Here is a 26,051-nt window from a genome sequence, read left to right as displayed (position 1 = left end):
CCTACTTTTCCGAAAACCATTTCTTCAGTTCTGAAATGTCTTCATCTGATAGCTTGTCGCCATCGTATAGAGCCGATATTAGGTTTTTCACCGAGCCTTGATATAACCCGTCCAGCACGTTTTGCGTTTCGAGTAATTTATAATCTTTAGGAGAAATGAGAGGCATATATTGATTTGTCCGTCCATGCCTCGTAACTGCAAGCGCCTCTTTGTCCACCAAGCGCGATAAAAAGGTGGATATAGTCTGCGGTTTCCATTCCCTTCCTTTTTGAGAAAACAAACGCAGGAGTTCGGTGGATGTCACAGGCGGCGTACACTCCCAAATTACTTCCATTAGTTCCATTTCAGTATCCGATAATTTTTGTACCTGTTTCACGGTGAGCACCTCTTGAGTTCGTTATGCGTCCATAACGAAATGAATTACTACACTACGTAGTGATTACAATTTACTACATTATGTAGTGGTTCGTCAAGAGAAGAAGAAAGAAAGTGATTTATTACATTTGATAGCATTCTGTTCTTGGTAAGTGAGTAGATAAGCGGTAGTGATACGAGGAACGATTCGTAGAGAAAGTGTCTATTAATAGGAAAAAGAAGGCGTCCGGCCAGATCTAAGATCTTTCGGGACACCCCCTTTGAGGCAATGCTTATTTCTCGATATTATGGAACACCGTGTCATAAGTCGTCTGAATATAATCCAGCGTCTGACCGTGTAATACGATATTGTTCACCAAGGTGATAAACAGGAATAGGATCATGATGCCGGTCAGAGCTTGCTGAATACGATAGCTGTTCAATTTTGCAATGAACATCGCGGCGAGTACGAATACCGCAAACAGATAATGCCCTGCGTACAAGTACATATCGTAATTATACGTAGCCAGACCGAAGCCAACGATGACGTGGAGCAGGATCGCGAACAGAATGTAGATGCTGAACGCCCACGTATCACGGGATTTGATGCCTTTGATGAAGGAGAGCACGGCGAGCAAGAGCATGCCGAGACCGACGATATGGACATGGATCGGATACGGCTTGGACAAATCCGTCACAAACGCAGCGATTCCCGGATCAATCATAGCAAGCTCGGGCGACAGAATAGGACTTACAAACAGCATGTAAAACACGCGTGAATGATGCGTGAAGGAGAAGGGAGAAACGTAGCTGAGCGCGCCGTTCTGCATGCTTGTAAATACGTTCCCGATCCACGATTTGCCTGAGAACAGCAGGTGCTGAAGCAGTGTAACAATTACAACCATGCCCAGAAAGACCAGCATTATGATGATAAACCGTTTAAACGCGTGTTTCATTCGTCTATCCAACATACTGATCAACAGTGCTCCCGAGAAGGTTGCTACATTCGTAGATGTAATTCCGAAATTGATAAGGGCCAGGGAGGCGTTAGGCATTACCCCAAACCGATTCTCGATTCGGTTATGCTGCAAGTAAGCCGCAGATAAAATGATCATAAACTGCGCATAAGCATAGGAATCCGGTATAAAAGCCGTGTACAGTGAGTAAGAGCTGAAACCAAAGAAAGCGGCTGTGACGAGGGAAAGCACCCAGCCTGCTCCGCCTCTGCGGATGATGTAATATACCAGAGCTGCACTCAAGGCATTCAAGACTGACTGAATCAGAAGATAAGGGAGGTTGGAACTCCCGATGATCGATGTTAACGGACTTGTCAGGAAATTAATGAACGGGTGTATGATCGAGATATTTTCCGGGCCATATTCCATCGAAGGGTCGAAGTTAAACAGATTCAAGGTAAAAGGTGCACCATAGAAAGGGCTATGGGGCATCAGGGTGGCTGCATGATCCTTAATGTAGGTCACGAAGGGAAGATTCATGAAAACATACCATAGCGCAAGACAGATGCTTAAGCCGATGGCCGTATAATTATCTTTTTTATGTCGAAACAAATAACGGAAAAAAGTCATGTTCGCTTTCCACCAATCTAATCATTTTATGTATTCAAAGTGAGCCGTTCTGCATGCATTCACCAGATGAGCATAAGCAATCCGGAAATAATAAACGCGACACCCGCGATTTTTCGAATCCCTATGGTTTCTTTGAATACCAGTTTGGCAAACAGCAATGCCCACAGAAATGTCAGCGCATTGGCTGGCATAACCAGTGTGTAGGGAAGCTGGCCAAGCAGGTAAATGTTCAGCAGCGCCCCCAAACCGTAACAGAAAAAACCGATCAGAAGCAGCTTGATTTGTTTGCCCGCGGTGTACCCCTTGAAGAATACGCTCCCAAGCGAGCCCAGAAGTGTCATCAAGAGCAGAAGTGAGTAGAGCAGGATGTCATTTTTCATAGGAAGTTAAGGTCACCCCGATTCCAAGCAGGGCTACAGCGGCCAGTTTTTTTAGGGTAAGAGGTTCGTCCAGAAAAAAATCACCATAAAACAGGGCCACAATATAGCTGATACACATCAGGGGGTAGGCTACGGATAGCTTCTCCAGGGAAAATGATTTGATCATGAGTACAGCCCCGAGGCCATAGCAGACAAACCCGATCCCCATATACAGCAAGTTGGTATGACCCCACTTCCAGAACAGCTGCCCGGTAGCCGTCAAAAAGGCCGATACAACCATCAGCAGCTTGCCGAGGTGGCGCGGAGAGTCCTGTGCTTTTACCTGCTCCATGTTAATCCCTCGCATCCATGAGCGGATTTGTGATTGACTAGATATTTGTGCTTGACCAGCCGGAGCATCGGCAGATCGGATAAGGAATCGGAATAAGCACAGGATGACTCATAGTCAATGGTCAGCTGTTGCTCGTCCAGATATTGCTGAATGCGGTTCACTTTCTCCTCTCCCTTGCAATTGCTGCCTTCAATCATTGAGGTAAAGCGTTCGTCCTGCCGGGTCAATTTTGTCGCTATCACGGTGTCAACGCATGGCAGCTCTGCAAAGTATCTCATATACGCATCCGGGGATGCCGTTACGAGCAGGACATGATAACCCGCGCTCTTTTTAAGCTGCAGCTCTTTCAGCGCATCGGGAAAGATGGCGGGCTTTAATTCTGTTTGATAAAAATGCTCCAGATCGGAGTCTTCCATATGGCGCATCGCATGGAAATAAGCGCTTTTTGCTTTTTCGGCTTCCAAGAGCTTCAGCTTGTACAGCACGGAATGCAGCACGACCTTCAGAATGACGGGTGCCGTGGAAGGTTTTTTCCGTATACCATACTGCAAAAATTGAAACATGGAGTCCGTATGAATCACCGTTTTGTCGATATCGAATATAGCGAATTTCTGGTTCATATGGGATCCCTCTATTACCAATTCTGTATTATTCAAAGTACACCAAAATTCCGACAACGCTTATTACATAGAGAATGACGGTAACCAGGATGTGAGTGTCCTCCAGGAGCACCCGGTCAGGCGCACCGCCTTTCTTCTCGATATGTATCAGATAAAGATAGCGGAACATGCCGTAGATGACAAGCGGAATGGTCCACATGAGGTGAACGGTTCTGCCCGATGTAAAGGTAAACAGCGAATAACTGATGATGGTTGCCGTTGTGACAATGCTGCTCATCTGGTCCAGCAGATCAAATGAATATTGATCCAGCACCTTGCGGTGAGAGCCCTTGTCATTTTGCAGCAGATGAAGCTCATGCCGTCTCTTGCCGATAGCAAGAAAGAGCGACAACAGCATGGTGCACAGCAGGAACCACGGCGTGAAGGGCACATGAATCACCAGACCGCCTGCAATGGCCCGCAGTACAAACCCTGCCGCAATAATCATGATGTCGATGATGACAACGTGCTTCAGCCGGAACGAGTATGCAACATTCATTGCGAAGTAGAGCAGCAGCAAGCCGGTAAACAACGGATTAAGAACATAAGATACCGCTAGAGAAGCTGCTAACAACAACGCACCAAACACAAGCGCCAGCTTGGGCGGAAGTGCACCGGATGCCATCGGACGGTACTTCTTCACCGGATGGTTGCGATCGGCTTCGCGATCCGCATAGTCGTTCACGATATAGACGCAGCCGGATACGAAGGACAAGAGAAGAAAACCGATCAGCGTATCGAGGAGCGATCCAGGATTTATCGTTTCGAACGAGAACAGGGGGGCGGCAAAAATAAGCAGATTTTTGGTCCATTGCTTCGGTCTAAGCTGCCTAAAGAGCAGCACAGGAAGCTGCCTCAATGGGGCAGCCGCTGAATTCGTATTTGTGGATGACAATTGATGTAACCTCCTGATCAATCATGTTTCACTGGGATGTAGGGAAGAAGAGCTGAAATACGATAGCTATCATACCATAGAATAGACTATATATGGTAATGATGAGTGAACAAGCTGTTGCCGCACTACAGAAAAAATAAACCTCCCCAAGGGTCCTTGAACCAGCAGGGAGGCCATCATTCAACGTGTTATTACTTGTTTGCATGGCAGGTGAAGGCAAACAAGCCTTCCTCAAGATTTGCCGATAAGCAGGGAGAGCAGACCGGCGGCAATCAGCGGCCCCACGGGAACGCCGCGGAATAGAGCAACACCGAGGACGGTGCCAACGAGGAGCCCGGCAACCACGGTCGGGTTGCTTCCCATCAGGGTAGCTCCGCGTCCTCCCAGATAAGCGACAAGCATGCCGACGGCAATGGCGAGCAGTGATTTCCAATGGAGGAAGGACTCGCCGATGGTTTGCAGGCTCATCTTACCGCTGGCCAGCGGCGACATCACCCCTATGGTGAGGATGATGATACCGAGGGTCAGTCCGTATTTCTCCAGCCATGGGAAGGCCTGCTGAAAGCCGGTTACGCGGAGCATTAGCAAAGTCAGCATCGCAATGGTCACAGCAGAGTTGCTGCTGATAATGCCAAGTCCGGCCATGGCCAGCAGGATGAGTGAAGTTACGTCCATGGGAGATCCCTCCTTTTGTTAAACATTCGAGACCATGTGCTGTGCGATCAAGCGCCCGTGAAATCTGCCCGTTTCAATGAAGACCTCATTAGCGTTACGGCCCGATGCGATGACGCCAGCCACATAAAGTCCTGGAACGTTGGTCTCCATCGTATCCGGATTATAGAGCGGTTTCTCCATGTCCTCATTCAGTTCGACGCCAGAGGAGGCGAGCAGCTTGCGGTCAGGGCGAAAGCCGGTCAATGCCAAGACAAAATCATTCTCAATGATCGTTTCCTGACCTTGATTCGAAAGAACGGTTACCCAGGATTCCGCGATTTGAACGACACGGGAGTTCAGGTGAAGCTGTAAATGTCCCTTCTGAACCATGCCGTCGAACAGAGGACGTACCCATGGCTTGATATTCTGGGACACTTCTTCGCCCCTGTACACCATCGTGACCTCTGCTCCAACGCGGATGAGCTCCATGGCTGCATCGACAGCGGAGTTACTGCCTCCGATGACAACGGTTTTCATGCCGGCATAAGGATGAGCTTCACGGAAATAGTGCGTTACTTTCTCCAAGTCTTCACCAGGAATGCCGATATAATTCGGATGGTCAAAATAACCCATAGCGATGACTACGTGTTTGGCTTGTCGAATGGATTCCTCACCGCCGCGCTTCTGCGTTTTCACTTGAAAGCTGCCGTCCGGCTGCTTCGTTATCGTGAGGGCTTCCTCATATGGGAAAATGTTAAGATTAAAATGCTTGGCAACTCTGCGGTAATAGGCCAGCGCCTCGTGCCGGAACGGTTTGTCATTCGATATGGCAAATGGAACATCGCCGATTTCGAGCATTTCAGCTGTACTGAAAAACTGCATATGCGTCGGATAAAGATAAATGGAATGGACTACATTGTGTTTATCGATGATCTCGCTGCTGAGGCCCTGGCGGCCGCACTCAATGGCAGCTGCGAGACCGCATGGGCCTGCGCCGATAATTAAGACGTCGAGCATGGTGAACCTCCTTATGTATTTAACCTTACGCTATGGATCAGCATTATAATCCTACAGCAAATAAAATGATAAATCCAGATTTCCCGTTGACGCAGTACGGTTTTTCACATGAGTGGGGGGAGGGATTGACAATCATTAGAAATTAGATTATCTTCTAATTAGATATTTATTAAATTAGATGCTTATAAAATTTGTTTTTTGGAGGGTTGATCATGATGGAATTGACAGCAAGTGAGGCGTATAAAGCCTCCGTACTAAGAAATTTTATGGCTGAGGATGGAAGTCTGCGGCAAATTCCGGCACAGTACAAGAAGAAGCTGGTGATTATGGAGCACCTGGTGGAACAGCTTGAAATGGGGCGGGAATACCCTGAGAAGGAGATCAACGAGTTTATTAAGCAATATCATGCGGATTACGCAACCATCCGGCGGGAATTTATCATTCATAAGTATATGAGCCGGGATAACGGGGTCTATGTACGAAATCCGCGTGAGTTATGGACTCAATGGGACAAGATCTAAATCTTAACAAGCCGCCAATAGACAAAACAAAAAACCACCCTCATTTGAACTGCACCTCCAATGTTAGATGGTGTCTAACCATTGGGATGGAGTTCAATGGAACGGTGGTTTTCGTGTGTTAAATATACAAATTTAAGTTAGTATAAGTTCTCTATTAGAATCCAGCAGCAGCCTTTTTAACAAGCTCAAGACCGTTTTGGACGATCAGTTCAGCCTCATCCGGGAATTGATTATGACCTTCGATGATCAACGTCTCGATGTCTTGTACGCCCCATTGACGGAGATTACCCATCACGAAGTTTACAGCCATCTCTGCTGCTGCCATAGGTCCTTCGGAATAGTTGCCGCCGCGTGCATTCAAGATCACAACTTTCTTGTCGGTCACGAGACCTACAACGCCTTGAGGCGTATATTTAAAGGTTTTGCCTGCTTGGTTCAGGTAGTCGATATAGGTGTGCAGTACGGCAGGTACCGTCATGTTCCACAATGGGAAGGCAAAAACGATTTTGTCAGCAGCAAGAAACTGGTCAATATATTTGCTGACATTCGCTGCAGCAGTTTGCTCTTCCGGTGTTGCTTCGAAGCCTTTGGAGGCTTTGAACATTCCGTTAATGGCAACACCGTCATAATAAGGTAGGTTCTCTGCGAAGAGGTCAAGCTCCGTGATTTGATCTTCCGGGTGGCTTGCTTTGAAAGACTCCAGAAACTCGTGATACATTTTTACACTTACCGATTGCTCAATGGCTCTGTTGTTTGCTTTGATGAATAGAACATTAGACATGTATGAAAACTCTCCTTGTTGTATGGTTTACTTTATAAATTATAGTATATTTCATTTGTATGGTTTGTCAATGACATCCTAGTGAACAATATCAATGTTGCCGGAGTAGGTTTGTATTTGGATAGTGTCGGTTGTTTCCTCCATTGCTTCCGGTGCCTTCACGGATCCCGACAGCGACTTGAGATCATAGAATCCGCGGAATGACGGATCGGGCTGCACTTTCACATCACCGGATCTGCATAAAATTTGGACGGGCGAAACACCAACCAGGCCCAGGTTCACATTTCCTGAAGAAACTTCGATGTCTACGGGGCCTTCCAGATCTTTCAACACGACATTGCCGGAATGATTGACAAGCTGCGTGGATGCCTGAATATCGAAGCCGCGAATATTCCCCGAAATATTTTCCACGTTTAGTTGCTCGGCACGTATCTCACTCATGTTAATGTTGCCTGATTTCACGGAAATGTCCACCGTTTTGGATGATGCACCTTTGACGTGGATGTTATCGGAGAACGTTGACAATTCCAGATCATCGAGTTTTGTGCTTGATGGCAGAACAACGGTCAGTTTTCCTTTGGGTGAATGGAAGTCCACACTCATAAACTGAATCTTGTAGGATGGGGTCAGATCCAGTTCGATTTCCGAACCAGATGGATGAAAAGATTGGAGGATGTCGATATATTCGGGTCTTAATTTACCGTCAAAAGCGATGTATCCTCCCGAATCTCCGCTATCTTCGAAGGCAAAGTCAATTTCGATGTTGCTGGAAATCCTCAGTTTTTTCAGATTTTCCGCATCCTGCAGCTCCCATTTGTTCTGATAGCTGATAAGCTCCTCCCCAAATTTAAATTGATACGCAGCCATACCGACGATGCCAACCAATATAAGTGCAATAGCTGTACTGAACAACCATTTCTTGTTCACTTTGCGTCACGACCTTTCATCATGCGAGTATTCCATCTGGAGTAGCCGAGGGTTATCGATAACAATCCCGATATAATGGAGCGGGTTAGATAACCAAGAAGAATGCCGATTCCCACGAATGAAACGGACAAGAACAGTTTGGCGGGATAAAACGTCCCGTTAACCATATAATCAAGCAGGACAAGCACCGGGCTGAGCAGGGTGGCGAGCGAGCCAGCTGCAATGGCAACTCCCCCGGACCATAATGCCGCAAGGAAAGGAATCATGACCATAGCGCAGAAGAATAAACCCGTTCCCATGGCGATTTTGCCGAACGAAGACGGTTTTCCCGCACTTGCAGGGACCGGGATTTCCATGTCTACATAACGGTCGCCTAATGCTTCCTTTGCCATTTCAAAGGGATCTCCCAGCTCACGGGCGATTTCCTGCTCGGACCGTCCGTTCTGCATGCCGATGTCAAAATGGGACACCACGTCCTCGATGAATTCCCGGCGCTCATGGGGAGGAAGCGCAGCCAGACGCGATTCCAAAATCGAAATAAACTGTTTTTTAGTCATACCCATTTCCTTCCTCTATCAGATTGGTCACATTGCTAACAAAAGTCTTCCATTCCTTTACCATCGCCCTCATATAGATCACACCGCTTGGGGTCAGCTTATAATATTTACGGGGTGGCCCCTCGCTTGATTCCTGCAGGTATGTTGTGCAGTAGCCTTCATTCACAAGCCGGCGAAGAAGGGGGTATAAAGCTCCTTCCGCGACCTCAATATGCCGAGATACCGCTTGGGCCAGCTCATAGCCATATTGGTCCCTGCGATGGATAAGCACAAGCACGCAAATTTCAAGAACACCTTTTTTAAATTGAATACTGACATCCATGCCGATACCTCCTTTCATAAATCCTTGTTCGTGTTGTCATCACGAGGTAGTAATTAATATTCAGTAGTGTCTACAACAAGATATCACTTAGTACTGATTAATGCAAGGTACTGACTATAAATGGGCTGCAGTTTGACTGTTTCGAAAAAAAAGTCGATTCATTAGAAGCTTTGTATAAGGAAGGGAGTTTCGTTTAATCTTGGAAAAGCACGGTTAATAGAAGTTATCAGAACATAGGGTCGTTTTTCCAAGTGAGGAAGTGGAGGGATGAATTGTATGTCTATCGATCGGTTTATATTAAAAAAGCTCAACCATTGCCAGGAGTTAACGACACGGAGAAATCTCGTGAAATTGTTTCAGATTCGAATTCAGAGAGCACAGATAGCCGAGGAGCGCCATTACGGGTTATAATGAAGCTAAACAAAAAAAGGGCTACCCCTCTTTTTAAAAGAGAGATAGCGCAAGAGAGTCGTTTTCACTTTTGCTGTGAAGAATTGCCTCGGATCCCTCGATTTCAATACTGATGAGGGAGTTGAGGCATTTTTGCAGCGCCTTTTTGCCGGTTTGAATTTTATGGTCAAGCGCGCTGGTCAGCAGTTTTAGTACCTTCTGTACCGGCTGCTTGCTGTCCGTTGTAAAGTACACGGGAACCGGCTTGTTTTGGAACATAATAAGTGTTTTCATATCAATCACCTCACGAAAGTTTTTTCATGATAATTGCATTATAAATTGCCAATCTTAAAATAACCTTAAATTCGTATAATTAATCAGAATCATTTTTGTGAGCGTGACATTTTTGTGAACAGTGGCTTTTTAACAACGAAAAGCCTCGATTTGGCCTATAATCAGTACATAAATAGTTCTTCTGAACCAACGTTTATACAGCCGAAATAGGAAAAAGGAAATATGACACAAATTGACAGAACAGATCCTGTAATGATATAGTTACAATAATGTAACTATTTTTTGTGCCTATTAAAATAGGTGTTTGGACATGGAGTATGGAATAAACATATAGAATTAACATTTTTGGGAAGGCAGGTTAACCAGATGATACTCACCGTGATCAGCGGGCGTAATGAAGATGATTGGTTTGATATCGACGTACCCGATGAATGCTCGATAGGACGGTTGAATGAGCTGCTGGGACTGCGTCTCTTTCATGAACCCTCCAGTGAAGGAATTCAATATATATTAGAAGCAAAATTTCCAGAAGGCTTGTGGTTTACGGTAGGGGGCCATTCAAGCCTTGTTGAGGCTGGATTGAGAGAAGGCTCCTATATACGTTTACAGCGGGCATTCTCCACAACAACCGAGGAAGCTCCTGTCTATGGCAGAAGATCGTTGTTTCAAGAAAGTTAGAATTGGGTAAGTAACCCATTGGTTTTGACTGAAACAACAACCTACATAATGTACTTTTCAGATGCTCTCTGGATTAGGAGGAAGTGAACATATGAACGTGTTATATCAACGTTCGCCGCGTATTAGACCGGCCTTACCGAATGAAGAAATGGAGATTCTGAGACCTCCGTCGGAGCCAAGCAAACCGTCATTCTCGATGATTGCCATCATTATCCCGATTATTATGACTGCCGTGACGGTAGGCTTCTATGTCTATATGAGCATGAGCGGCAAAATGTCCAACCCCAACTACATGATGTTTCAGATGTTGTCCATCTTTATGATGCTGACATCCTATACGCTGCCATTTTTCATGTATTTAAGCAACAAGAAGACCTACCAGATCAAGCTGAAGGAACGAGACCAGAAATATCGCGCACAGCTTGATCTGCACCGAGACGAGCTTAAGGAGAAGCAGGAGGACCAGGTTCATATCCTGTTTGACATCCATGGCGATCCGGACGTGTGTTATAACGTAGCAAAGAACCGCAGCAGCAGCTTGTGGGAGCGTTCACCGGAGGATACGGACTTCCTGGAGATTTGCGTCGGCAAGGGGGAGGTGCCTTTTTACATTCAGGTCAAGCCTCCCCGTGCGGATGGATATGACAAAGACCCGTTGATTGAGGCGGCTGAATTGCTGTCTGCGGAGTTTCAGACGGTTGACGAGGCATCGATTGCTCTGCCCCTGTTCGAATCCAAAGTGATAGGGATTGTTGGCGGAAGAGATCGGGTACTGAATATGCTTCGTGTCATGATGGCCCAAACCGCTGTAAGACACTCGCCGGACGAAGTGAAGATTGCCGCGTTCTATGAGGAGAAAGAGGCGAGTGAGTGGCAGTGGCTGCGATGGCTTCCGCACACATGGGATGATGACCGCTCCAGCCGCTATCTTGCTGATCGGCGCAGTAATGCGCATCAGCTTGCAGATGAGCTGTTTACGCATTTATACCGTCGTAAGAACAATCGCTCCGAGCATGGCAAGAAATCGATCGAGACACCTGCATACGTTGTAATTTTATCCGCTGCCCAATTAATCGAGGAAGAACCGCTGCTTCCTCTGTTGCTGGAAGACGGTGATGCAGCTGATGTGGTCACGATCGTTTTGTCTGACCGGAAGGAAAGCCTGCCGATGCACTGCCAGCTTATTGTGGAGGTAGAGCGTGAGCAGGCAGCTTATACCATTAAGAAACAGGATGGCACCGTCTCCAGGCAATCGTTCCAGTCACATCAGATCAGCAAAGACCAGATTGAAGCCTTGGCCCGTTATATGGCGCCGATCCGGTTGAAACGATCCTCTGCATCCGATATCCCTAGCGTTCTGCCTCTCTTTGAAATGATGGATATTCAGAGAATCAACGATCTGGATGTGCACAGACGATGGCAGCAGAACCGTTATCCGGACTCATTGCCCGTTCCCATGGGTGTCCGCGCGGGCGGAAAGAAGATTAATTTGAATCTTCATGATAAAATAGAACGTCAAGGACATGGACCGCATGGTCTCATTGCAGGGACGACGGGTTCTGGCAAAAGTGAGGTCATTCAATCGATTGTTGCTTCACTGGCATCCGAATTCCATCCACATGACCTAGCATTTATGCTTATTGACTATAAAGGCGGCGGCATGTCCAATACGTTTGTAAACTTGCCGCATGTTGTAGGTACGATTACCAATCTGGATAACAATCTGATCGAACGGGCAAAGGTTTCGCTTAAGGCCGAGCTTGTCCGCCGACAGAAAATCTTGAATGATGCGGGCAATTTGCAGCATATTGACGAGTATTACAAATTGCTGCGCAGCCGCCACGGCGAACCGCTGCCCCATCTCGTTATTATTATTGATGAGTTTGCTCAGCTGAAGAAAGATCAACCGGAATTCATGGATGAATTAATCAGCATTGCGGCGATCGGGCGAACGCTCGGTGTCCATCTTATTCTTGCAACACAAAAACCGGCTGGGGTTGTAGATGATAAAATTTGGAGTAATTCGCGCTTTAGGATCTGTCTTCGAGTGCAAAGCGAGGGAGACAGCCGGGACATGTTGAAGATTCCGAACGCAGCCTGGATCAACAAGCCGGGAAGAGGTTATTTCCAAGTCGGCAGCGACGAAGTGTTTGAGGAAATGCAGTATGCCTGGAGCGGTGCTCCTTATATTGAAGAGAAGGATACACCTGGCGCTGTGGTAATACGCGAGGTGAGGATCAACGGCAGGACAGAACCCCTGCTTGCTTCGAATCCCTCGATAGGAGCCCATCTTGAAGTGCCTAAACAGCTGCAAGTGTTTATCGATCATGTGGCTGAGGTAGCAAGACAACAAGGGATAGCCCGACTTCAGGGACCATGGCTGCCTCCGCTTCCCGAAAGTCTGGATTTGGATGCGATTGAGTCCGGTATGGAATTTGAAAAGACGGATCCATTCTGTGAATGGACCCTTACATCTTATGTCGGGATAGTTGATGACCTGCCTAATCAGTGTCAAAAGCCGCTGGTCTTAAATTTGGAACAAGGGCACTGGGCAGTCTACGGAATGCCGGGCCTCGGAAAGACCACCTTCATCCAGACGATGCTGATGTCCCTTGCCCGTCGGTACAACCCGGACTTTTGGCACGGCTATATCGTGGATATGGGTCGGATGATGCGGGACTTTGCAGGACTGCCTCATATCGGAGCGGTCATGACCGCAGAAGAGGAGGATCGGATCAAGCGTTTGTTCCGTTTTCTCGCGAAAACCGCGGCCCTGCGGAAGGATATGATCGCTGATGCGGGAGTGAAAACCGTTGCGTCATATCGCCGGTCGAATGCAATCGCAGTTCCTCAAATAGTCGTGATTATTGATGGGTATCTAAACTTCCGGAACTCATATCCCGATGAGAATGATATGCTGGAATATTTGCTGCGAGAGGGTGGAAGTTTGGGAATCACATTCGTGATAACCGCCAATCGGATATCGGATATGTTTGAGAAAGTCCGGAGCAATATTTCGCAGGCGGTATCGTATGAACTCGCCGACCCGGCTGATTATTATTATGCGGTAGGACGTCCTGCACGAGTTCCAAGCCAGCTTCCTCCCGGGAGAGGCCTGGTCAAAGGACAAGTGCCGCCGCTTGAATTCCAAACGGCACTGCCGGCTTCAGGTCAGGACGAAGGACGCCGTTCCGCAGCGCTTCGCGATAGCATTCGTGCTCATCATGAATCGTGGCAAGGGGAACATGCGCCGCATATTGAATCGCTGCCTGACAGAATTCCGCTTCACCAGTTGCTTAAAGTTCAACATCCTTATGAAAGTGCAGGCATGGAGAAATATCAGGTTCCGGTCGGCGTGACGACGGATGATTTGACGCCTTTTGCGATCAATCTTGAGGATGGGCCGCATTTTATCGTTGCAAGTCCAATGGAAGGCGGCAAGACGTCATTCCTTCTTAGCTGGATGCTATCGCTTGCGTATTATACGTCACCGGATGAGCTGGAAATCTATACGGTAGACACGCGCTATGGCAGCAGCGGGCTAAGCCGGATGAACCATCTTCCGCATGTCAGAGGACATGCGGAGAATGAGGAGGATCTGGCACCACTCATTTCGGGCCTTCATGAACGGGTTCAGACCCGATCGAAGGACGGGGAAGACCCGGCTATCCTGCTTATGATTGATGATGCTGATGTTCTGAGCAAGCAGCTCTCTGATTTCACCTTGAAGGACCAATTGTCCGCCATCGTAAGACAGGGAAGAGACCGCCGGGTTCATGTCGTTGTTGCTGGCGTTCCGGCCGACTTCCCGACGTATGGCGTGGACTGGTTTACGGATATTAAGGCTGCACAGAACGGATTTTTATTCGGGACTTTGGATTCAAACGATTTATCGTTCTTCAGAATTCCTTTTTCCGAGTCTTCGAATAGTCCTGGAGGACTAAAAATTCTTCCGCCGGGACAAGGGTACTACGTAAAACGAAAATTTTCCAGAATAAAAGGCGCAGTTCCGTTCGATGACGAATGGAATGCCCAGAGATGGGTCACAGAAATTCGCGACCGATGGCATGTTGTAGTTTGAGGGGAGGTGGCTCATAATGTTGACAATTCATGCTTCCAAACAAGAAACGATCACACTGAACGACAAGGAATTTTTCTTCTTGGCTGGAATTATCGGATCGGACCGATTACTTGGTGTAGAAGATCCTTTCGTAGGATACTTAACCGAAGAAATCGCGGTTGAATGGGAAAAAGCCAAACAATCGCTCCTAAGCAAGCAATATTTGATTCAAGAGGAAGGCGGGGAATTGTCGATTCCACCTGATGTCTTCTCACGAGTGGCGATTGCCGGACTTGCGGAACGTGCGTGCTGGTTAAAGTATGAAAATCAGGGTTCGTCGTTTGAAGGATATATACATGTAACGGACGAACGAGTTATACAAGTATGCAGGAGCGGTGAGGATAACCGGCGTTACATGCTTAGTGAACTCGGAACAATCGAACAAACCTGCAATCATCTGGTGGAGGATCTGGCGCTAAGCGATCAGAACTGGGGGGATATCCCGGCTTTATTGCTCAGCCGAAAGGAGTTCGGAGATATTTATACCTCTGCCTCCGAACAGAAAAGCGATGATATCAGTGATCGTTTAGCGAGACTGACAGATGATGCCGAGGGTTCCATTGCGCTCGCGAAATGTATGAAGAACAAGGTATCTTCGGGGGAACTCCAGCTATCGATTTGGAACGGAAACAGCTGGGAAAGTCAGAATGCAGCTTTTATAGTGAACGAGTCCATGAATTGGCTGCTGCGTATGAGCCTGGAGGGAGACCAGGACTGGCTAACCGCAGCACCAGCGACCAAAGAGCAGTTTCGTCATATGCTTCTCATGTGGCTGAAACAGTAACAGAGCCTGTATGAAAGGTGAGGACCAATGCGTATTTCTGTCGAGCCGGAGTCTCTCCGGACGTTAAGCCGTCAGCTGCAGCATAGTGGCGATGAATATTTGGCGATAACGAGAACGCTCAACCAAGCAATGAATTCACTCGTCTGGGAGACGTCTCTCAAAGCGGCGGTTATCGATGAGTGGCAGTCTGCCCGAAGTTTAGGAGAGCATCTGGGAGTTCTTCTTGCTCAACTGGGCAAGCATCTTCAAAGTAAAGCCGATCAGTTTCAAGAAACGGATCATCAGTACCATACCATTTTGGAGCATGCGATCGTAAATACCGTATCGCCGACAGCGCTGTTTGCTGCCTCCGGTATGGATGGACGTTTATCAATATTGCCGGATTATGGAAACTCTTCTACTGTTATTTCGAATCCGAGTTCCGTAGCGGCTGCTGTTGGCATGACAAGTGGGGATAACGGAAATTCGGCTAAACAAGCGGCTTTGTCCGGTCAGGGTTGGACCTTTACGGATCCTTCTTCGTTTGGAATTGCTAACTAATTTCCCTGCTTTTTTGGGAAAATCAAGATGGTAAAAGTTTCAAATTGGGGCGTGCAGGGTAACTGGAAATTAGGTCTGAGGACATTTTGATAAACCAAGTCTATTGGGCTAAGATGTCAAGTGTCACCAGAAATTGAATTTCAAGGAGGTTACATAAATGGCAGGACGTATTTTAATAACGCCAGAACAAGTGGAGCAAGTAGCGAACCAATTTAAACAAAGCGGTGATCAAAGTCAGCAGATCGTCAACAGCTTGACTCAATCGATCAACGGAATGGAAGGTCAATGGGACGGTATGACGAAGCAGCGCTTCTTCCAGGAATTCCAGGAGGCAAGCCGCTTGATGAACTCCTTCGTACAAACCCTTGACAGCATCAGCAACGAGCTGAAAGCGATCGCTCAGAAATTCCGTATGGCTGACGAATCCCGTTAATATTCATTCGGCCGCATTTGCATTATAATAGTTTAATAGGCAGAATAAACCGGGTGGTAGATAACCCGGTTTTCTTGCAATCCAGCTTGTTTTGTCTAAAATTTACGGCTTGCCGTTTAATCGAGCATATAGGTTGGTAATGGAGTTATAGAGAGGGTGATGTTCATGACATTTCAGCCAAACCCGGGCGATGGGATTGTTGTAAATGGAAGGGCTTATACAGTAGGACAACATCCCGCAGCACCTGGCGTAGCTTATGCACAGGCAGGGAGGCAAGGCATTGTTTACCAGCTGATTCCTGTTGATGGGGAGCTGCATGAGGCCAAAGCGCTTAAAGTGTTTTTTCCGAAATTCAGAATTCCGGCTATGGTTTATCAATCCGAGCATATGGGCAGTTATCGCGAGATTCCGGGATTGCAAGTAAGCAGCCGAGAGGTGCTCACTCCCGAAAGAAACGGAGATTTGATAGCGGAATATCCGGATTTGCTGTACGCGGTCATTATGCCATGGATACATGGCTGCACTTGGTTTGACGTTATCAGTGATCAGCGTAATCTGGGACGTTCTGAAAGTTTGATGCTGGCCAAGGCGTTGGCAGCTATTGGTTCGAGCATGGAGCAGCGTGGATTAGCGCATTGCGATCTGTCTGCGCCGAATGTCATGCTTCCGTTTTTTTCGGAAGTGAAGCTGCCGGAGGGCACGGCCGCCGTTGAGCTTGTAGATGTCGAGCAGATGTACAGTCCCAAAATGGACCGCCCCGATGTTTTGCTGGCTGGCTCGCCAGGTTATGCGGCTCATCGGACGGTGCACAGTGGGCTATGGAGTGCATATGCTGACCGTTTTGCAGGGGCTGTCATCATTGCGGAAATGCTGGGCTGGAGCGATTCGGCCATCGTGAATCGGGCATGGGGCGAGAGCTATTTTGACCAGCATGAAATGCAGACACCTTGCGAACGATATTTTCTGCTGAAAAAATCGCTGGGTCAGCGTTGGGGTGCACGGATTTCAGACTTGTTCGGCAGAGCATGGGACAGTCAGGATTTGAGCAGTTGTCCGACATTCGGCGAGTGGCTCATTGCGTTGTCTACTTTGAGCGAGGAAGAAGTGGTGGAAGAGATTCCAGCCGCATCAGCCGCTGCCGCAGCGGCTAATGCTTCCGACGAGGGAGAAGCCGCGCCAGAACGTTCGAAGGAAGTGCCTGCAGAGGTTATAGCATCGCTAGGGATCGAGCCGGGTACAAGAGAAGTTAATGATAATGTGGTTGGACGGCTGTTCCATCAAGCCCGTGACTTGGAGAAGGCGGGTAATTTATCAGGTGCGCTGGAAATATTCCGTTCCGCGTATCATTTTGTGAAGAAGGACAGTCCGCTTGAGGTGGAGCTCGCCGCTGCGATTCAGGGGCTGGAGGAGCAGCTTCGACCGGTCGAAGACACATCGAACAAAGGATTCAAGGCACTGTTACTATCTCGTAAATTTATGATCTCAAGTGCGGCTGCACTTGTCATATTGGCTGGTTCGGCGATTACGGTCAATCAGATCTTGGCTGAGAAGGCAGAGAGCAGGCAAATGGATGCGGAGGCTTTAGCCGAGCAGCAGGCGCAGCAGGAGCAAGAAGCCATTCGCAAGCAGGAGGAAGAAGCACGGAGGCAGCAGGAAGAAGCGGCCAAGAAGGAAGAAGAAGCAAAAATCGCGGAAGCGGAGCGTTTGAAGGAAGAGGAAGCCAAGAAGTCGGCGGAAGCTGAGCAGGCTCGTAAAGAGCAGGAAAAAGCCGATCTTCAAGCCAAGTATGATAAGCAGGCGAAGTATGATGCTTACCTGGCATCCGTAGAAGAGAAGAAGAAGAAACAAGAGCTGCAAGAAAAATACGATAACCAGGCCAAATACGAGGCTTATCTAGCGCAGCAGGAAGAGAACAAGAAGAAGGCCGCGCAGGATGAAGCAGCTGCCAAGGCGGCAGCTCAGGCAGCAGTCGAGGCCGAGGCAAATCGCAAGGCACAAGCCAAGGCGGCTCAGCAAGCGCAGGCGGCCCAGCTCCAGAAGCAGCGTTCCCAGAACGTTGTGGAACTGGTTGCCTTATACAATAAGGCATACAATGCACAGGTAGCCGGCAACAAAGACCGGGCCAGGAACGCTGCTCATGAATTTATTAATTTATATAACAAGGATCAGTCCTATTATAAGACCGTTGGCAAAATGAGCAGTCGCCGCAACAATTTGCAAAAATTCATGAGTGACGACAGTCACTGGATACCAAAACTGTAAAAGAAGCAAACATAACGAAATGCAGGGGTGAATGTTATTCACGATGAACTATACCATACAGGCTTCACAGCGCACGCCAGCGCTCATCATATATTTGATTGATATCAGCGCATCTATGAATATGCTGATGGAGGACCGCAGGCGGATCGACGTGGTTTACGAAGCATTATCCCTGGCCATTCGGCAAATGGTATTCCGTTCGACCAAGGGTAACCGGTTAACACCACGGTACCGGATTGCCATACTTGCCTATAGCGATGATGTATATGATTTGTTGAACGGAATTAAGGGCATTGACGAGATTGCGGCAATTGGTTCACTGCCTGATTTGACGCCAAAGAGGTTCTCTGATTCGGCTAAAGCCTTTCTTCAGGCAGAGAAAATTCTGCAATCGGAAATTCCGAATATGCAGGATTGTCCTGCACCGCTTGTGTGCCATATGACAGATGGAGTGTCGACAGGAGATGATCCAGAACCGATTGCCCGCCGGATTATGAGCATGAGCGTTCCGGATGGGAACGTGCTTGTCGAGAATATATTTATATCCGATCATCTGATGAACCAGCCGATCACTGAACCTCGTCGCTGGAAGGGAATCTTGACGGACACATCATTGGAGGATGAGCACGCGCGAAAACTTAAAATGATGTCCTCGGTTCTTCCTGAAAGCTATCGTGAAATGCTGCTCGAAGCTGATTATCAGCTGAGTCCCGGCGCCCTGATGATGCTTCCGGGCACATGCTCGGAGCTGGTATCCATCGGATTCCAGATGTCGGCAGCCACGCCGGTGAGGTAAGAATATGAAGCGATCATATGCTGGAAGCATGGATTCTTGGGGAGCGCGGAAGAAGTCTCCGACATCGACGTATTATTACGAGAGTAAACAGACCGGGGAAGAGCCGCTTACGAGGATTCGTGATCTATTTACATGTCGTTATGCTTATGGTAGGGCGGCCGAATCGGTGAAGCTGTCCGAGAAGGGACAGGATTTCCTGGCATTTTCACTGAACGAAGATGTGTGCCGATTTGTGCTGTGTGACGGCGTCGGACTGAGCTACCGTGGGGATGTAGCCTCGCGCCTGTTGGGTCAGGGGCTTATGGAATGGCTGGAGAATCAGGAGGAGCTCTCCTCCGCATCGCTGGAACGCAAGCTGAAGGATCTATCGCTCGAAGCGGATCGGGAGCTGCGCGATCTTTCAGTAGATTCCGCTACACCTAAGCTGCTTCGCGAGGTTCTGGAAGAGAAACAGCGCATGGGAAGCGAAGCGATGTATATTTGCGGGCGTATCGAGCTTCCCACGCGCTTTCGCCGCAAAGGAAGGCTATGGCTGGCCTGGCAGGGCGATTCTCGTGTGCGCTTATGGCATAAGCAGAGGGAATTGACCTCTCTATTCGGAGACCATTTTCGTACGGCGGAACGCTGGTCATCCCGCATCGGTCCAGTAGGAGGCAAGCCGCATGTGTATAGCAGCAGACTGGATCATGAGAGCGAATATCGCCTGCAGTTATACAGTGATGGCTTGAATGACCTGGATGCTGTGATGGAGCATATTCCGGATGAACAGGTTCAGGTGCTGATGAATGCCCTTCATACGGATGGTTTGGAAGATGACGCTTCCTTCTTGGAATTCATGTGGTAGTTATATGGATGCAACAGAATGTTAACGATTAACCGGACCTGGACCTTTCGAGGGCCGGTTTTTTTTCGTTGATGGTCATGATGCTGCGGCTAAATTGAAAAACATGATTATAAAACAGGCACTTTTGGGTAATCTTGTGACAGATGAATGTATAAGGATTACGAAGAAAAAGGAGCGTGTTAATGATGAATGAAGGATTTGGACGTTTTCAAGGAAAAACCGCCATCATCACGGGTGCAGGTTCTGGGATCGGCAAGGCTGCGGCAGTCTTATTGGCAAAGGAAGGTGCAAACGTGGCGCTGTTCGATCTGCTCGATGACCGTACGAACAAAGTGGAAGCGGAAATCAATCAGTTGCAGGCAGGATCTGCCAGAGCCTTCGATGTGGATACAACAGATCCTGACCGAGTGGAGAAGGCTATTCTGGAAACCGTAGAGATTTTTGGCGGAATCGATATTGTTTTTGCCAATGCAGGCATCAACGGCGTGATGACTCCTATCGATGACATGAAGCTGGAGGAATGGACCAAGACGCTCAACGTGAATTTGAACGGTACGTTTTTGACGGTCAAATATGCGATCCCACACCTCAAGAAGCGGGGACAGGGCAGCATCATCATCACCAGCTCCGTAAATGGGACACGAACCTTCTCCAACTTTGGAATGAGTGCCTACAGCACAACCAAGGCAGGACAGGTGGCTTTTGCGAAGATGGCTGCATTGGAGCTGGCCCAATTCAAGATCAGGGTAAATGTAATCTGTCCTGGCGCGATATCGACCAACATTGATCAAAGCACGAAGAAACAAGGGGATCTGGAGGAGATCGTGATTCCGGTTGAATACCCGGAGGGAAGCCAGCCGCTGTCGGATGGACCCGGTAAACCGGAGGAGGTTGCGGATTTGGTGGCGTTTTTGGCTTCGGATCAATCAAAGCATATTACAGGGGCGCAAATATTCATTGATGGAGCGGAATCGCTCCTGTAGATATGATCATCATGAGGAGCTTCACGTTAGGACTCTGCTTATTTCACCATGTAGTACTTGGAATCCGTGCGGCTCTGATATAAGATAAGGATGATCAAGGTACAAGGAGGAGATTATGCCATTATGAGCGTTTTTTCCAGATTGGCGGAGCAGAAGATTGAAGAAGCGGTTCGTAACGGAGAGCTGGATAATCTGCCGTTTGCCGGCAAGAAGCTGCCCATTGATGATCTGTCTCACCTACCCGAAGATATGAGAATGTCCTATCGAATCATGAAGAATGCAGGTTATGTGCCCGAAGAAGTGACGCTGCGCAAGGAATGTGTTCAGCTGTACGATCTGCTCGGAGCTGCCCGGAATGAGGGTGAACAGGACCAGCTTCGACGCAAGCTGAATGAAAAGCAGTTAAGACTTCAGCTGCTCATGGAACAGCGCGGGCTTAGCGCCAATAGCGCTTTTGCGCAGTATGAAACCCAAGTCAGAGACCGTTTAACCCGTGAGGAATAACAGATCAGTGCCAGCCTTTCTTCTTATCACAAGAACGAAAGCGCAGGCGCTGATTGTTTTTTTATGTTTCGAATAACTGCTGCCTTGTTTCATCCGATATTTTTATCGGGGAAGACGGTATTTTTGACAGGTCGAACAACGAGATCAAGTCTGCAGGAGTAACAAGTTCCGGCTTTTCCAGCAGACCGGCGGTCCAGGCTAACCACCCAATAACCCGTTCCGGCTTAACGCCTTGTCCGCGTAAAAAAGAGAGGCTTAATCCGCGGGTTCGTTTAGCCAGCCTTCTGCCCTCGGCATCGACCATCAGAGGAGTGTGGGCGAACTGAGGAGGCTCATAACCCAGCGCTTGGTATAACAGAAGCTGCCGGGGGGTGGAATCCAGAAGGTCAGCTCCTCGCAGCACATGAGTAATGTCCATCAGCGCGTCATCCACGACAACTGCAAGCTGATAAGAGATCATATCATCTGCCCTGCGAACAACGAAATCCCCTCCATCGGATAACAGATACGACTGTGCCCCGGCGATGCCATCGATAAAAGATACTCGCTGCTGCGGGACCTTCATTCGCAGCGAAGGCTTTTTGCGCAGCTTCCTGATTGTGGCTTCTTCTTCAGATAAATATCTGCAAGTCCCGGGGTAACGGAGGCCTTCCGATGCAATGCCATGCGGTGCTTGGGATGCAGCCGTAATATCTGCCCTGCTGCAATAGCATGGATACAGCTGATGATTGTGCTGCAGCTTCGTAATTTCCCTCTCGTATAATGCCTGGCGTGCCGCCTGATGGTAAGGCCCGTAGTCGCCGTCACGGCCCGGGCCTTCATCCCAATCCAAACCGAGCCATTCCAGATCCCTCAGGATTTCAACCGTAAGCTCCTCGCGGGAACGCTGTGTATCAATATCCTCGATGCGAAGAATATATTGTCCGTTCATACTTCTTATTTGCAGCCAGCCGAGCAAGGCGGTCAATGCATTGCCAATATGCATTTTTCCGGATGGCGTCGGCGCAAAGCGGCCGCGAATGGGGGTGTGCTGCTCCATATATATCACCTTCTGACGAAATGGATCGGATGGATTACCCAGAATCTGACGATGTATGTTATTCACATATTGTAGCGTATTTACATCGTTTCTTGCCAGCAGCCTCTGTTCTCGCCAAGGGTCCACTTGACGCAGTGGAGGTGTCTTATATAATTAAGGAATTATATGAAGAGGATAACGGAGATGTATCCATGACTGAACTTCCCATTCACCAAGTACTGCCACAATTGAAAATGGCTTTATCTACAGGAACGGCTGCCGTTCTGATCGCGGAACCGGGAGCAGGCAAGACCACGCAAGTGCCATTGGCCTTTATGAATGAACCTTGGCTTAAGGGACAGCGAATCATTATGCTGGAGCCCAGAAGGATTGCTGCGCGCTCCGCCGCGAGTTATATGGCATCCTCGCTGGGAGAGAGTGTAGGCGAGACGATCGGGTATCGGGTTCGGATGGATAGCCGAATCGGAAAGGATACCCTGATTGAAGTTGTGACGGAGGGTGTCATGACCCGCATGCTGCAGGATGATCCGGAGTTAAGCGGCATCGGCATGATCATATTTGATGAATTTCATGAACGCAGTTTACAGGCCGATACAGGCTTGGCGTTTGCGCTGGAATCACAGGGAGCGCTGCGCGAAGATTTACGATTGCTCATCATGTCGGCAACGCTTGAAGCTGAATCGGTTGCGGAGCTCCTTGGCAGCGCGCCGGTTATCGTTAGTAAGGGGCGGGCTTTTCCCGTATCCACGCACTATTTGCGCTCCTTTGGCTTGGACGAGATACATAGAGGCACAGCGATGGTCATTCATCGTGCATTGGCTGAACAGCAAGGCGATATCCTGGTGTTTTTGCCAGGTGCTCGAGAGATCAGGCGAACGGCTGATGAATTAGTAAGAACGGGTCTAGGCCATGATGTGGTCATACGTGAGCTGTATAGTGCGCTTCCGGCTGAGAAGCAGGATGCAGCAATCCAACTTGATGCAGCCGGAAGACGTAAAATCGTGTTGTCCACAAGTATTGCCGAGAGCAGCATTACGATTGAAGGGATCAAAACGGTGGTGGACAGCGGATATATGCGGACGGAGATATTCTCTCCGAGAACGGGACTGCCGCAATTGATTACGAGACGACTGTCCAAAGCCTCCGCAGATCAGAGAAGAGGGAGAGCAGGGCGGGTAACCGCAGGCGTATGCTATCGCATGTGGAGCGAGGAGGAACACCGCCACCTGCAGGAGCACACCACGCCGGCCATTTGCGAATCGGATCTGGCACCGCTTGCCCTGGAATTGGCAGCGTGGGGCACTCGTGATCCGAAGCAGCTTGCATGGCTCGATGCACCCCCTCAGATCGCTTACACCCAAGGTCAAACGTTACTGAAGGAGCTGTCGGCTCTGGATGATTCGGACAGTATAACCGGGCACGGGCACGATATGGCCAGGCTTGGACTTCATCCGAGACTGGCTCATATGCTTCTGAGGGCACAAGAAATGGACGAAGCATCACTGGCCATCCGGATAGCCGTTCTGCTTCAGGAACGGGATATAATGCGCCGAAATGAAGCGATACAGGATCAGGATTTGCGCTCACGTGTTGAACGAATTCTCTCTTATGAGCAGGGCTCTCAGTCATACCATTCACAAGACAGAAGCGAGGAAGCTGTTATACAGCGAATGAGACAGGAAATTAAGAAACTCCACGCACAGCTGGATATCGCGTATTCAACACGGGGGGACCTTGACCTGTGCGGGCTTCTGCTGTCGTTTGCCTATCCTGACCGGATGGCTAAGAACCGGGGCGGAAGCGGGTTCCTGATGCGCAGTGGAAGGGGAGTGAAATTCCCTGCGATGCAGCCCCTGAGCCGAGCCCGGTATGTGGTAGTGGCTGCCGTTGATGATCAAGGGGCGGATGGGAACATACAGCTTGCCGCGGAACTGGATGAGCGCTTTCTGGATAAGTATTACCGCAACGAGATGGAAAGCCATAAGGAAGTTATATGGGATGCGGTATCAGGAAGCATCAGGGCAAGACAGAAGCTGAAGCTAGGAGCCATGGTCATCAAGGAGCAAGCCTATCCGAATCCGACAGGAGAAGAAACGGCGCTGGCATTATTGCAGGGCGTTCAGCAGGAGGGACTTGGATTGTTTCAGTGGAGCAAGGCCGCGCTGCAGCTTAGGGAACGAATGGCGTTCATGTTTCGGCATGAACGGGATGGTTCATGGCCGGATGTATCGGATGAAGGCCTGATGGACCGTGCGGATGAGTGGTTGCTGCCTTATCTGAATGGGCTGCGGAATCGAAATGATATCAGGCGGCTTGCACCGGGAACTCTCTTGGAGCATATGCTCAGCTGGGAGAAGAAGCAGTTGCTGCACAAAGAAGCACCGACCCATATCAGGGTACCCAGCGGTTCCATGATCCCGGTTAATTACAGTGACCCCGAACAGCCATTTCTGGCCGTTCGCCTCCAGGAGATGTTCGGTTTACAGGATACGCCGCGCATTGCCGGAGGCAAGGTGGCGCTGACCTTGCATCTGCTGTCTCCCGCCCAAAGACCGGTCCAGGTGACCTCAGACCTGTCAAGCTTTTGGCGGAACGGATATTTTGAGGTCAAAAAGGATTTGAAAGGAAGATACCCTAAACATTATTGGCCGGATGATCCGCTGGAAGCAATCGCGACCCATCGGACCAGACCCAAGGCTTAACAACGCAAGGCTCCAGGTTTAAATCCTCGTACCCTCGGGTAATGTTAGATATGAACAACCACCGATGAAGGAGGGTTTAACATGGAGAAGAAAGTTGTAGGTGTATTCCGTTCGGAGCAAGAAGCGGCTCAGGCCATTGAGCAGCTGCAGCGTCACGGGGTTCCGAATGATGCCATATCCATTATAGCGAAGGATAAACGCGAAGCTGAACTGATTGCTGAACAGACAGGTACGATGGCACCTGAAGGGGTGGCGGCTGGTGCAGCAACAGGTGGCATTCTGGGTGGAACCGCTGGTTTGCTGGCAGGTCTTGGAGCCTTGGCGATTCCCGGCATAGGACCCATTCTTGCTGCAGGACCTATTGCCGCTACGCTTACAGGAGCAGCGGTGGGTGCAGGGGCCGGAGGGCTTGTCGGCGGTTTCATCGGTCTTGGCATACCGGAGGATGAGGCCAAAGAATATGAATCCTATGTAGAGCAAGGACGAATATTGGTACTCGTGGATGCTGACGAAGAGAACACAGGCATTTACGATATATTCCGCGACTACGATTACAGGAATGAGGACCAGTATGGGGCCGTTGATCAGAATCGGGACGACAAGCTGCCGCCGCGAGGAACGTATTTGCTGTAAGAGGTTAACCCGAACCCGGTTCCGCAAGGAGCCGGGTTTTGTTATGATACATATGAATACAGGCA

General features: G+C 48.9%; 27 protein-coding genes. 13 read left to right on the top strand and 14 right to left on the bottom strand.

All coding sequences use genetic code 11. From position 1 onward, the window contains the following. Position 1: 1 nt before the first annotated feature. The 8 genes from M2277_RS00245 to M2277_RS00210 all read right to left on the bottom strand — a co-directional run bounded on the left by M2277_RS00245 (position 2) and on the right by M2277_RS00210 (position 5,876). Entirely contained in the window at positions 2-376 is a 375-nt protein-coding gene (locus tag M2277_RS00245) for a BlaI/MecI/CopY family transcriptional regulator (protein ID WP_006211220.1), read from the bottom strand. Between the two features lie 271 nt (positions 377-647). After that, positions 648-1,940, bottom strand: coding sequence for a DUF6080 domain-containing protein (locus tag M2277_RS00240; protein WP_006211219.1), 1,293 nt, complete (start codon positions 1,938-1,940; stop codon positions 648-650). Between the two features lie 59 nt (positions 1,941-1,999). Continuing rightward, positions 2,000-2,320, bottom strand: coding sequence for an EamA family transporter (locus M2277_RS00235; RefSeq protein WP_006211218.1), 321 nt, complete (start codon positions 2,318-2,320; stop codon positions 2,000-2,002). Next, a complete protein-coding gene (locus M2277_RS00230) occupies positions 2,310-2,651 on the bottom strand; it encodes a DMT family transporter (protein WP_006211217.1) in 342 nt (113 codons plus the stop codon). The genes M2277_RS00235 and M2277_RS00230 overlap by 11 nt, the downstream gene beginning before the upstream one ends. Continuing rightward, complete coding sequence (locus M2277_RS00225) at positions 2,639-3,271, bottom strand: HAD-IB family hydrolase (protein ID WP_006211216.1); 633 nt, start codon at positions 3,269-3,271, stop codon at positions 2,639-2,641. The genes M2277_RS00230 and M2277_RS00225 overlap by 13 nt, the downstream gene beginning before the upstream one ends. Positions 3,272-3,299: 28 nt before the next feature. Continuing rightward, positions 3,300-4,205 (bottom strand): decaprenyl-phosphate phosphoribosyltransferase, encoded by a 906-nt coding sequence (locus tag M2277_RS00220; protein WP_036642148.1) that lies wholly within the window; start codon positions 4,203-4,205, stop codon positions 3,300-3,302. A gap of 231 nt (positions 4,206-4,436) precedes the next feature. Beyond that, positions 4,437-4,880 carry a DUF441 domain-containing protein gene (locus M2277_RS00215; protein WP_006211214.1) on the bottom strand — a complete coding sequence of 148 codons (444 nt, stop codon included), beginning with the start codon at positions 4,878-4,880 and terminating at the stop codon, positions 4,437-4,439. An 18-nt stretch (positions 4,881-4,898) separates the two neighbouring features. After that, the gene (locus M2277_RS00210; RefSeq protein ID WP_280753910.1) at positions 4,899-5,876 is read right to left on the bottom strand and encodes a YpdA family putative bacillithiol disulfide reductase; all 978 of its coding nucleotides are present in this window, start codon (positions 5,874-5,876) and stop codon (positions 4,899-4,901) included. Positions 5,877-6,088: 212 nt separating this feature from the next. Here M2277_RS00210 and M2277_RS00205 point away from each other — a divergent pair, with 212 nt between their 5' ends. Next, complete coding sequence (locus M2277_RS00205) at positions 6,089-6,397, top strand: DUF2087 domain-containing protein (RefSeq protein WP_235187430.1); 309 nt, start codon at positions 6,089-6,091, stop codon at positions 6,395-6,397. Between the two features lie 154 nt (positions 6,398-6,551). On the opposite strand, the gene M2277_RS00200 is transcribed toward M2277_RS00205, so the two are convergent. The 5 genes from M2277_RS00200 to M2277_RS00180 form a co-directional block, all read right to left on the bottom strand. After that, a complete protein-coding gene (locus tag M2277_RS00200; RefSeq protein ID WP_280753908.1) occupies positions 6,552-7,178 on the bottom strand; it encodes an FMN-dependent NADH-azoreductase in 627 nt (208 codons plus the stop codon). Positions 7,179-7,256: 78 nt separating this feature from the next. Beyond that, positions 7,257-8,105 carry a DUF4097 family beta strand repeat-containing protein gene (locus M2277_RS00195; protein ID WP_006211210.1) on the bottom strand — a complete coding sequence of 283 codons (849 nt, stop codon included), beginning with the start codon at positions 8,103-8,105 and terminating at the stop codon, positions 7,257-7,259. Continuing rightward, positions 8,102-8,662 (bottom strand): DUF1700 domain-containing protein, encoded by a 561-nt coding sequence (locus M2277_RS00190; RefSeq protein WP_036642153.1) that lies wholly within the window; start codon positions 8,660-8,662, stop codon positions 8,102-8,104. The genes M2277_RS00195 and M2277_RS00190 overlap by 4 nt, the downstream gene beginning before the upstream one ends. Then, positions 8,655-8,984 carry a PadR family transcriptional regulator gene (locus M2277_RS00185; protein WP_006211208.1) on the bottom strand — a complete coding sequence of 110 codons (330 nt, stop codon included), beginning with the start codon at positions 8,982-8,984 and terminating at the stop codon, positions 8,655-8,657. The genes M2277_RS00190 and M2277_RS00185 overlap by 8 nt, the downstream gene beginning before the upstream one ends. A gap of 444 nt (positions 8,985-9,428) precedes the next feature. Then, positions 9,429-9,668 carry a hypothetical protein gene (locus M2277_RS00180; RefSeq protein ID WP_006211206.1) on the bottom strand — a complete coding sequence of 80 codons (240 nt, stop codon included), beginning with the start codon at positions 9,666-9,668 and terminating at the stop codon, positions 9,429-9,431. A 366-nt stretch (positions 9,669-10,034) separates the two neighbouring features. Between M2277_RS00180 and M2277_RS00175 the strand changes: the two genes are divergently transcribed. The 10 genes from M2277_RS00175 to M2277_RS00130 all read left to right on the top strand — a co-directional run bounded on the left by M2277_RS00175 (position 10,035) and on the right by M2277_RS00130 (position 21,612). After that, complete coding sequence (locus M2277_RS00175; RefSeq protein WP_006211205.1) at positions 10,035-10,346, top strand: hypothetical protein; 312 nt, start codon at positions 10,035-10,037, stop codon at positions 10,344-10,346. Between the two features lie 91 nt (positions 10,347-10,437). Further along, a complete protein-coding gene (gene essC / locus M2277_RS00170) occupies positions 10,438-14,427 on the top strand; it encodes a type VII secretion protein EssC (RefSeq protein ID WP_280753904.1) in 3,990 nt (1,329 codons plus the stop codon). 16 nt (positions 14,428-14,443) lie between these two features. Then, a complete protein-coding gene (locus M2277_RS00165) occupies positions 14,444-15,250 on the top strand; it encodes a hypothetical protein (protein WP_006211204.1) in 807 nt (268 codons plus the stop codon). A 27-nt stretch (positions 15,251-15,277) separates the two neighbouring features. Then, positions 15,278-15,790, top strand: a complete 513-nt coding sequence (locus tag M2277_RS00160; RefSeq protein ID WP_063479993.1) for a WXG100 family type VII secretion target — start codon at positions 15,278-15,280, stop codon at positions 15,788-15,790. Between the two features lie 157 nt (positions 15,791-15,947). Next, positions 15,948-16,223, top strand: a complete 276-nt coding sequence (locus M2277_RS00155; protein ID WP_006211202.1) for a WXG100 family type VII secretion target — start codon at positions 15,948-15,950, stop codon at positions 16,221-16,223. Between the two features lie 165 nt (positions 16,224-16,388). Next, on the top strand, positions 16,389-18,485 hold the full coding sequence (locus M2277_RS00150) for a protein kinase family protein (protein WP_280753902.1): 2,097 nt from the start codon (positions 16,389-16,391) through the stop codon (positions 18,483-18,485). 43 nt (positions 18,486-18,528) lie between these two features. Further along, on the top strand, positions 18,529-19,281 hold the full coding sequence (locus M2277_RS00145; protein WP_006211200.1) for a vWA domain-containing protein: 753 nt from the start codon (positions 18,529-18,531) through the stop codon (positions 19,279-19,281). A 4-nt stretch (positions 19,282-19,285) separates the two neighbouring features. Then, on the top strand, positions 19,286-20,125 hold the full coding sequence (locus tag M2277_RS00140; protein ID WP_006211198.1) for a PP2C family protein-serine/threonine phosphatase: 840 nt from the start codon (positions 19,286-19,288) through the stop codon (positions 20,123-20,125). 185 nt (positions 20,126-20,310) lie between these two features. After that, positions 20,311-21,108: an SDR family oxidoreductase gene (locus tag M2277_RS00135; RefSeq protein WP_006211197.1), complete on the top strand. Its 798-nt coding sequence runs from the start codon at positions 20,311-20,313 to the stop codon at positions 21,106-21,108. 123 nt (positions 21,109-21,231) lie between these two features. Further along, positions 21,232-21,612: a DnaJ family domain-containing protein gene (locus M2277_RS00130; RefSeq protein ID WP_280753901.1), complete on the top strand. Its 381-nt coding sequence runs from the start codon at positions 21,232-21,234 to the stop codon at positions 21,610-21,612. 61 nt (positions 21,613-21,673) lie between these two features. Here the strand turns inward: M2277_RS00130 and gluQRS are convergent, their stop codons facing one another. Beyond that, positions 21,674-22,651: a tRNA glutamyl-Q(34) synthetase GluQRS gene (gene gluQRS / locus M2277_RS00125; protein WP_280753899.1), complete on the bottom strand. Its 978-nt coding sequence runs from the start codon at positions 22,649-22,651 to the stop codon at positions 21,674-21,676. Between the two features lie 191 nt (positions 22,652-22,842). Here gluQRS and hrpB point away from each other — a divergent pair, with 191 nt between their 5' ends. Continuing rightward, positions 22,843-25,353: an ATP-dependent helicase HrpB gene (gene hrpB / locus M2277_RS00120; RefSeq protein ID WP_280753898.1), complete on the top strand. Its 2,511-nt coding sequence runs from the start codon at positions 22,843-22,845 to the stop codon at positions 25,351-25,353. 81 nt (positions 25,354-25,434) lie between these two features. Continuing rightward, positions 25,435-25,986 carry a general stress protein gene (locus M2277_RS00115; protein WP_006211194.1) on the top strand — a complete coding sequence of 184 codons (552 nt, stop codon included), beginning with the start codon at positions 25,435-25,437 and terminating at the stop codon, positions 25,984-25,986. The last annotated feature ends 65 nt before the right edge of the window (positions 25,987-26,051 follow it).

The organism is Paenibacillus sp. LBL (assembly GCF_029893715.1).
Taxonomy (GTDB): domain Bacteria; phylum Bacillota; class Bacilli; order Paenibacillales; family Paenibacillaceae; genus Paenibacillus_AQ; species Paenibacillus_AQ glucanolyticus.
The sequence above is the reverse complement of the archived record's forward strand: the minus strand, read 5'-3'. Positions and strand labels throughout refer to the sequence as shown.

Bases quoted from the DNA above. Each gene is read 5' to 3' on its own strand.
- M2277_RS00240 (WP_006211219.1), bottom strand. From the start codon at position 1,940: ATGACTTTTTTCCGTTATTTGTTTCGACATAAAAAAGATAATTATACG.
- M2277_RS00235 (WP_006211218.1), bottom strand. From the start codon at position 2,320: ATGAAAAATGACATCCTGCTCTACTCACTTCTGCTCTTGATGACACTT.
- M2277_RS00230 (WP_006211217.1), bottom strand. From the start codon at position 2,651: ATGGAGCAGGTAAAAGCACAGGACTCTCCGCGCCACCTCGGCAAGCTG.
- M2277_RS00225 (WP_006211216.1), bottom strand. From the start codon at position 3,271: ATGAACCAGAAATTCGCTATATTCGATATCGACAAAACGGTGATTCAT.
- M2277_RS00215 (WP_006211214.1), bottom strand. From the start codon at position 4,880: ATGGACGTAACTTCACTCATCCTGCTGGCCATGGCCGGACTTGGCATT.
- M2277_RS00210 (WP_280753910.1), bottom strand. From the start codon at position 5,876: ATGCTCGACGTCTTAATTATCGGCGCAGGCCCATGCGGTCTCGCAGCT.
- M2277_RS00205 (WP_235187430.1), top strand. From the start codon at position 6,089: ATGATGGAATTGACAGCAAGTGAGGCGTATAAAGCCTCCGTACTAAGA.
- M2277_RS00200 (WP_280753908.1), bottom strand. From the start codon at position 7,178: ATGTCTAATGTTCTATTCATCAAAGCAAACAACAGAGCCATTGAGCAA.
- M2277_RS00190 (WP_036642153.1), bottom strand. From the start codon at position 8,662: ATGACTAAAAAACAGTTTATTTCGATTTTGGAATCGCGTCTGGCTGCG.
- M2277_RS00185 (WP_006211208.1), bottom strand. From the start codon at position 8,984: ATGGATGTCAGTATTCAATTTAAAAAAGGTGTTCTTGAAATTTGCGTG.
- M2277_RS00180 (WP_006211206.1), bottom strand. From the start codon at position 9,668: ATGAAAACACTTATTATGTTCCAAAACAAGCCGGTTCCCGTGTACTTT.
- M2277_RS00175 (WP_006211205.1), top strand. From the start codon at position 10,035: ATGATACTCACCGTGATCAGCGGGCGTAATGAAGATGATTGGTTTGAT.
- essC (WP_280753904.1), top strand. From the start codon at position 10,438: ATGAACGTGTTATATCAACGTTCGCCGCGTATTAGACCGGCCTTACCG.
- M2277_RS00165 (WP_006211204.1), top strand. From the start codon at position 14,444: ATGTTGACAATTCATGCTTCCAAACAAGAAACGATCACACTGAACGAC.
- M2277_RS00160 (WP_063479993.1), top strand. From the start codon at position 15,278: ATGCGTATTTCTGTCGAGCCGGAGTCTCTCCGGACGTTAAGCCGTCAG.
- M2277_RS00155 (WP_006211202.1), top strand. From the start codon at position 15,948: ATGGCAGGACGTATTTTAATAACGCCAGAACAAGTGGAGCAAGTAGCG.
- M2277_RS00150 (WP_280753902.1), top strand. From the start codon at position 16,389: ATGACATTTCAGCCAAACCCGGGCGATGGGATTGTTGTAAATGGAAGG.
- M2277_RS00145 (WP_006211200.1), top strand. From the start codon at position 18,529: ATGAACTATACCATACAGGCTTCACAGCGCACGCCAGCGCTCATCATA.
- M2277_RS00140 (WP_006211198.1), top strand. From the start codon at position 19,286: ATGAAGCGATCATATGCTGGAAGCATGGATTCTTGGGGAGCGCGGAAG.
- M2277_RS00135 (WP_006211197.1), top strand. From the start codon at position 20,311: ATGAATGAAGGATTTGGACGTTTTCAAGGAAAAACCGCCATCATCACG.
- M2277_RS00130 (WP_280753901.1), top strand. From the start codon at position 21,232: ATGAGCGTTTTTTCCAGATTGGCGGAGCAGAAGATTGAAGAAGCGGTT.
- gluQRS (WP_280753899.1), bottom strand. From the start codon at position 22,651: ATGGAGCAGCACACCCCCATTCGCGGCCGCTTTGCGCCGACGCCATCC.
- hrpB (WP_280753898.1), top strand. From the start codon at position 22,843: ATGACTGAACTTCCCATTCACCAAGTACTGCCACAATTGAAAATGGCT.
- M2277_RS00115 (WP_006211194.1), top strand. From the start codon at position 25,435: ATGGAGAAGAAAGTTGTAGGTGTATTCCGTTCGGAGCAAGAAGCGGCT.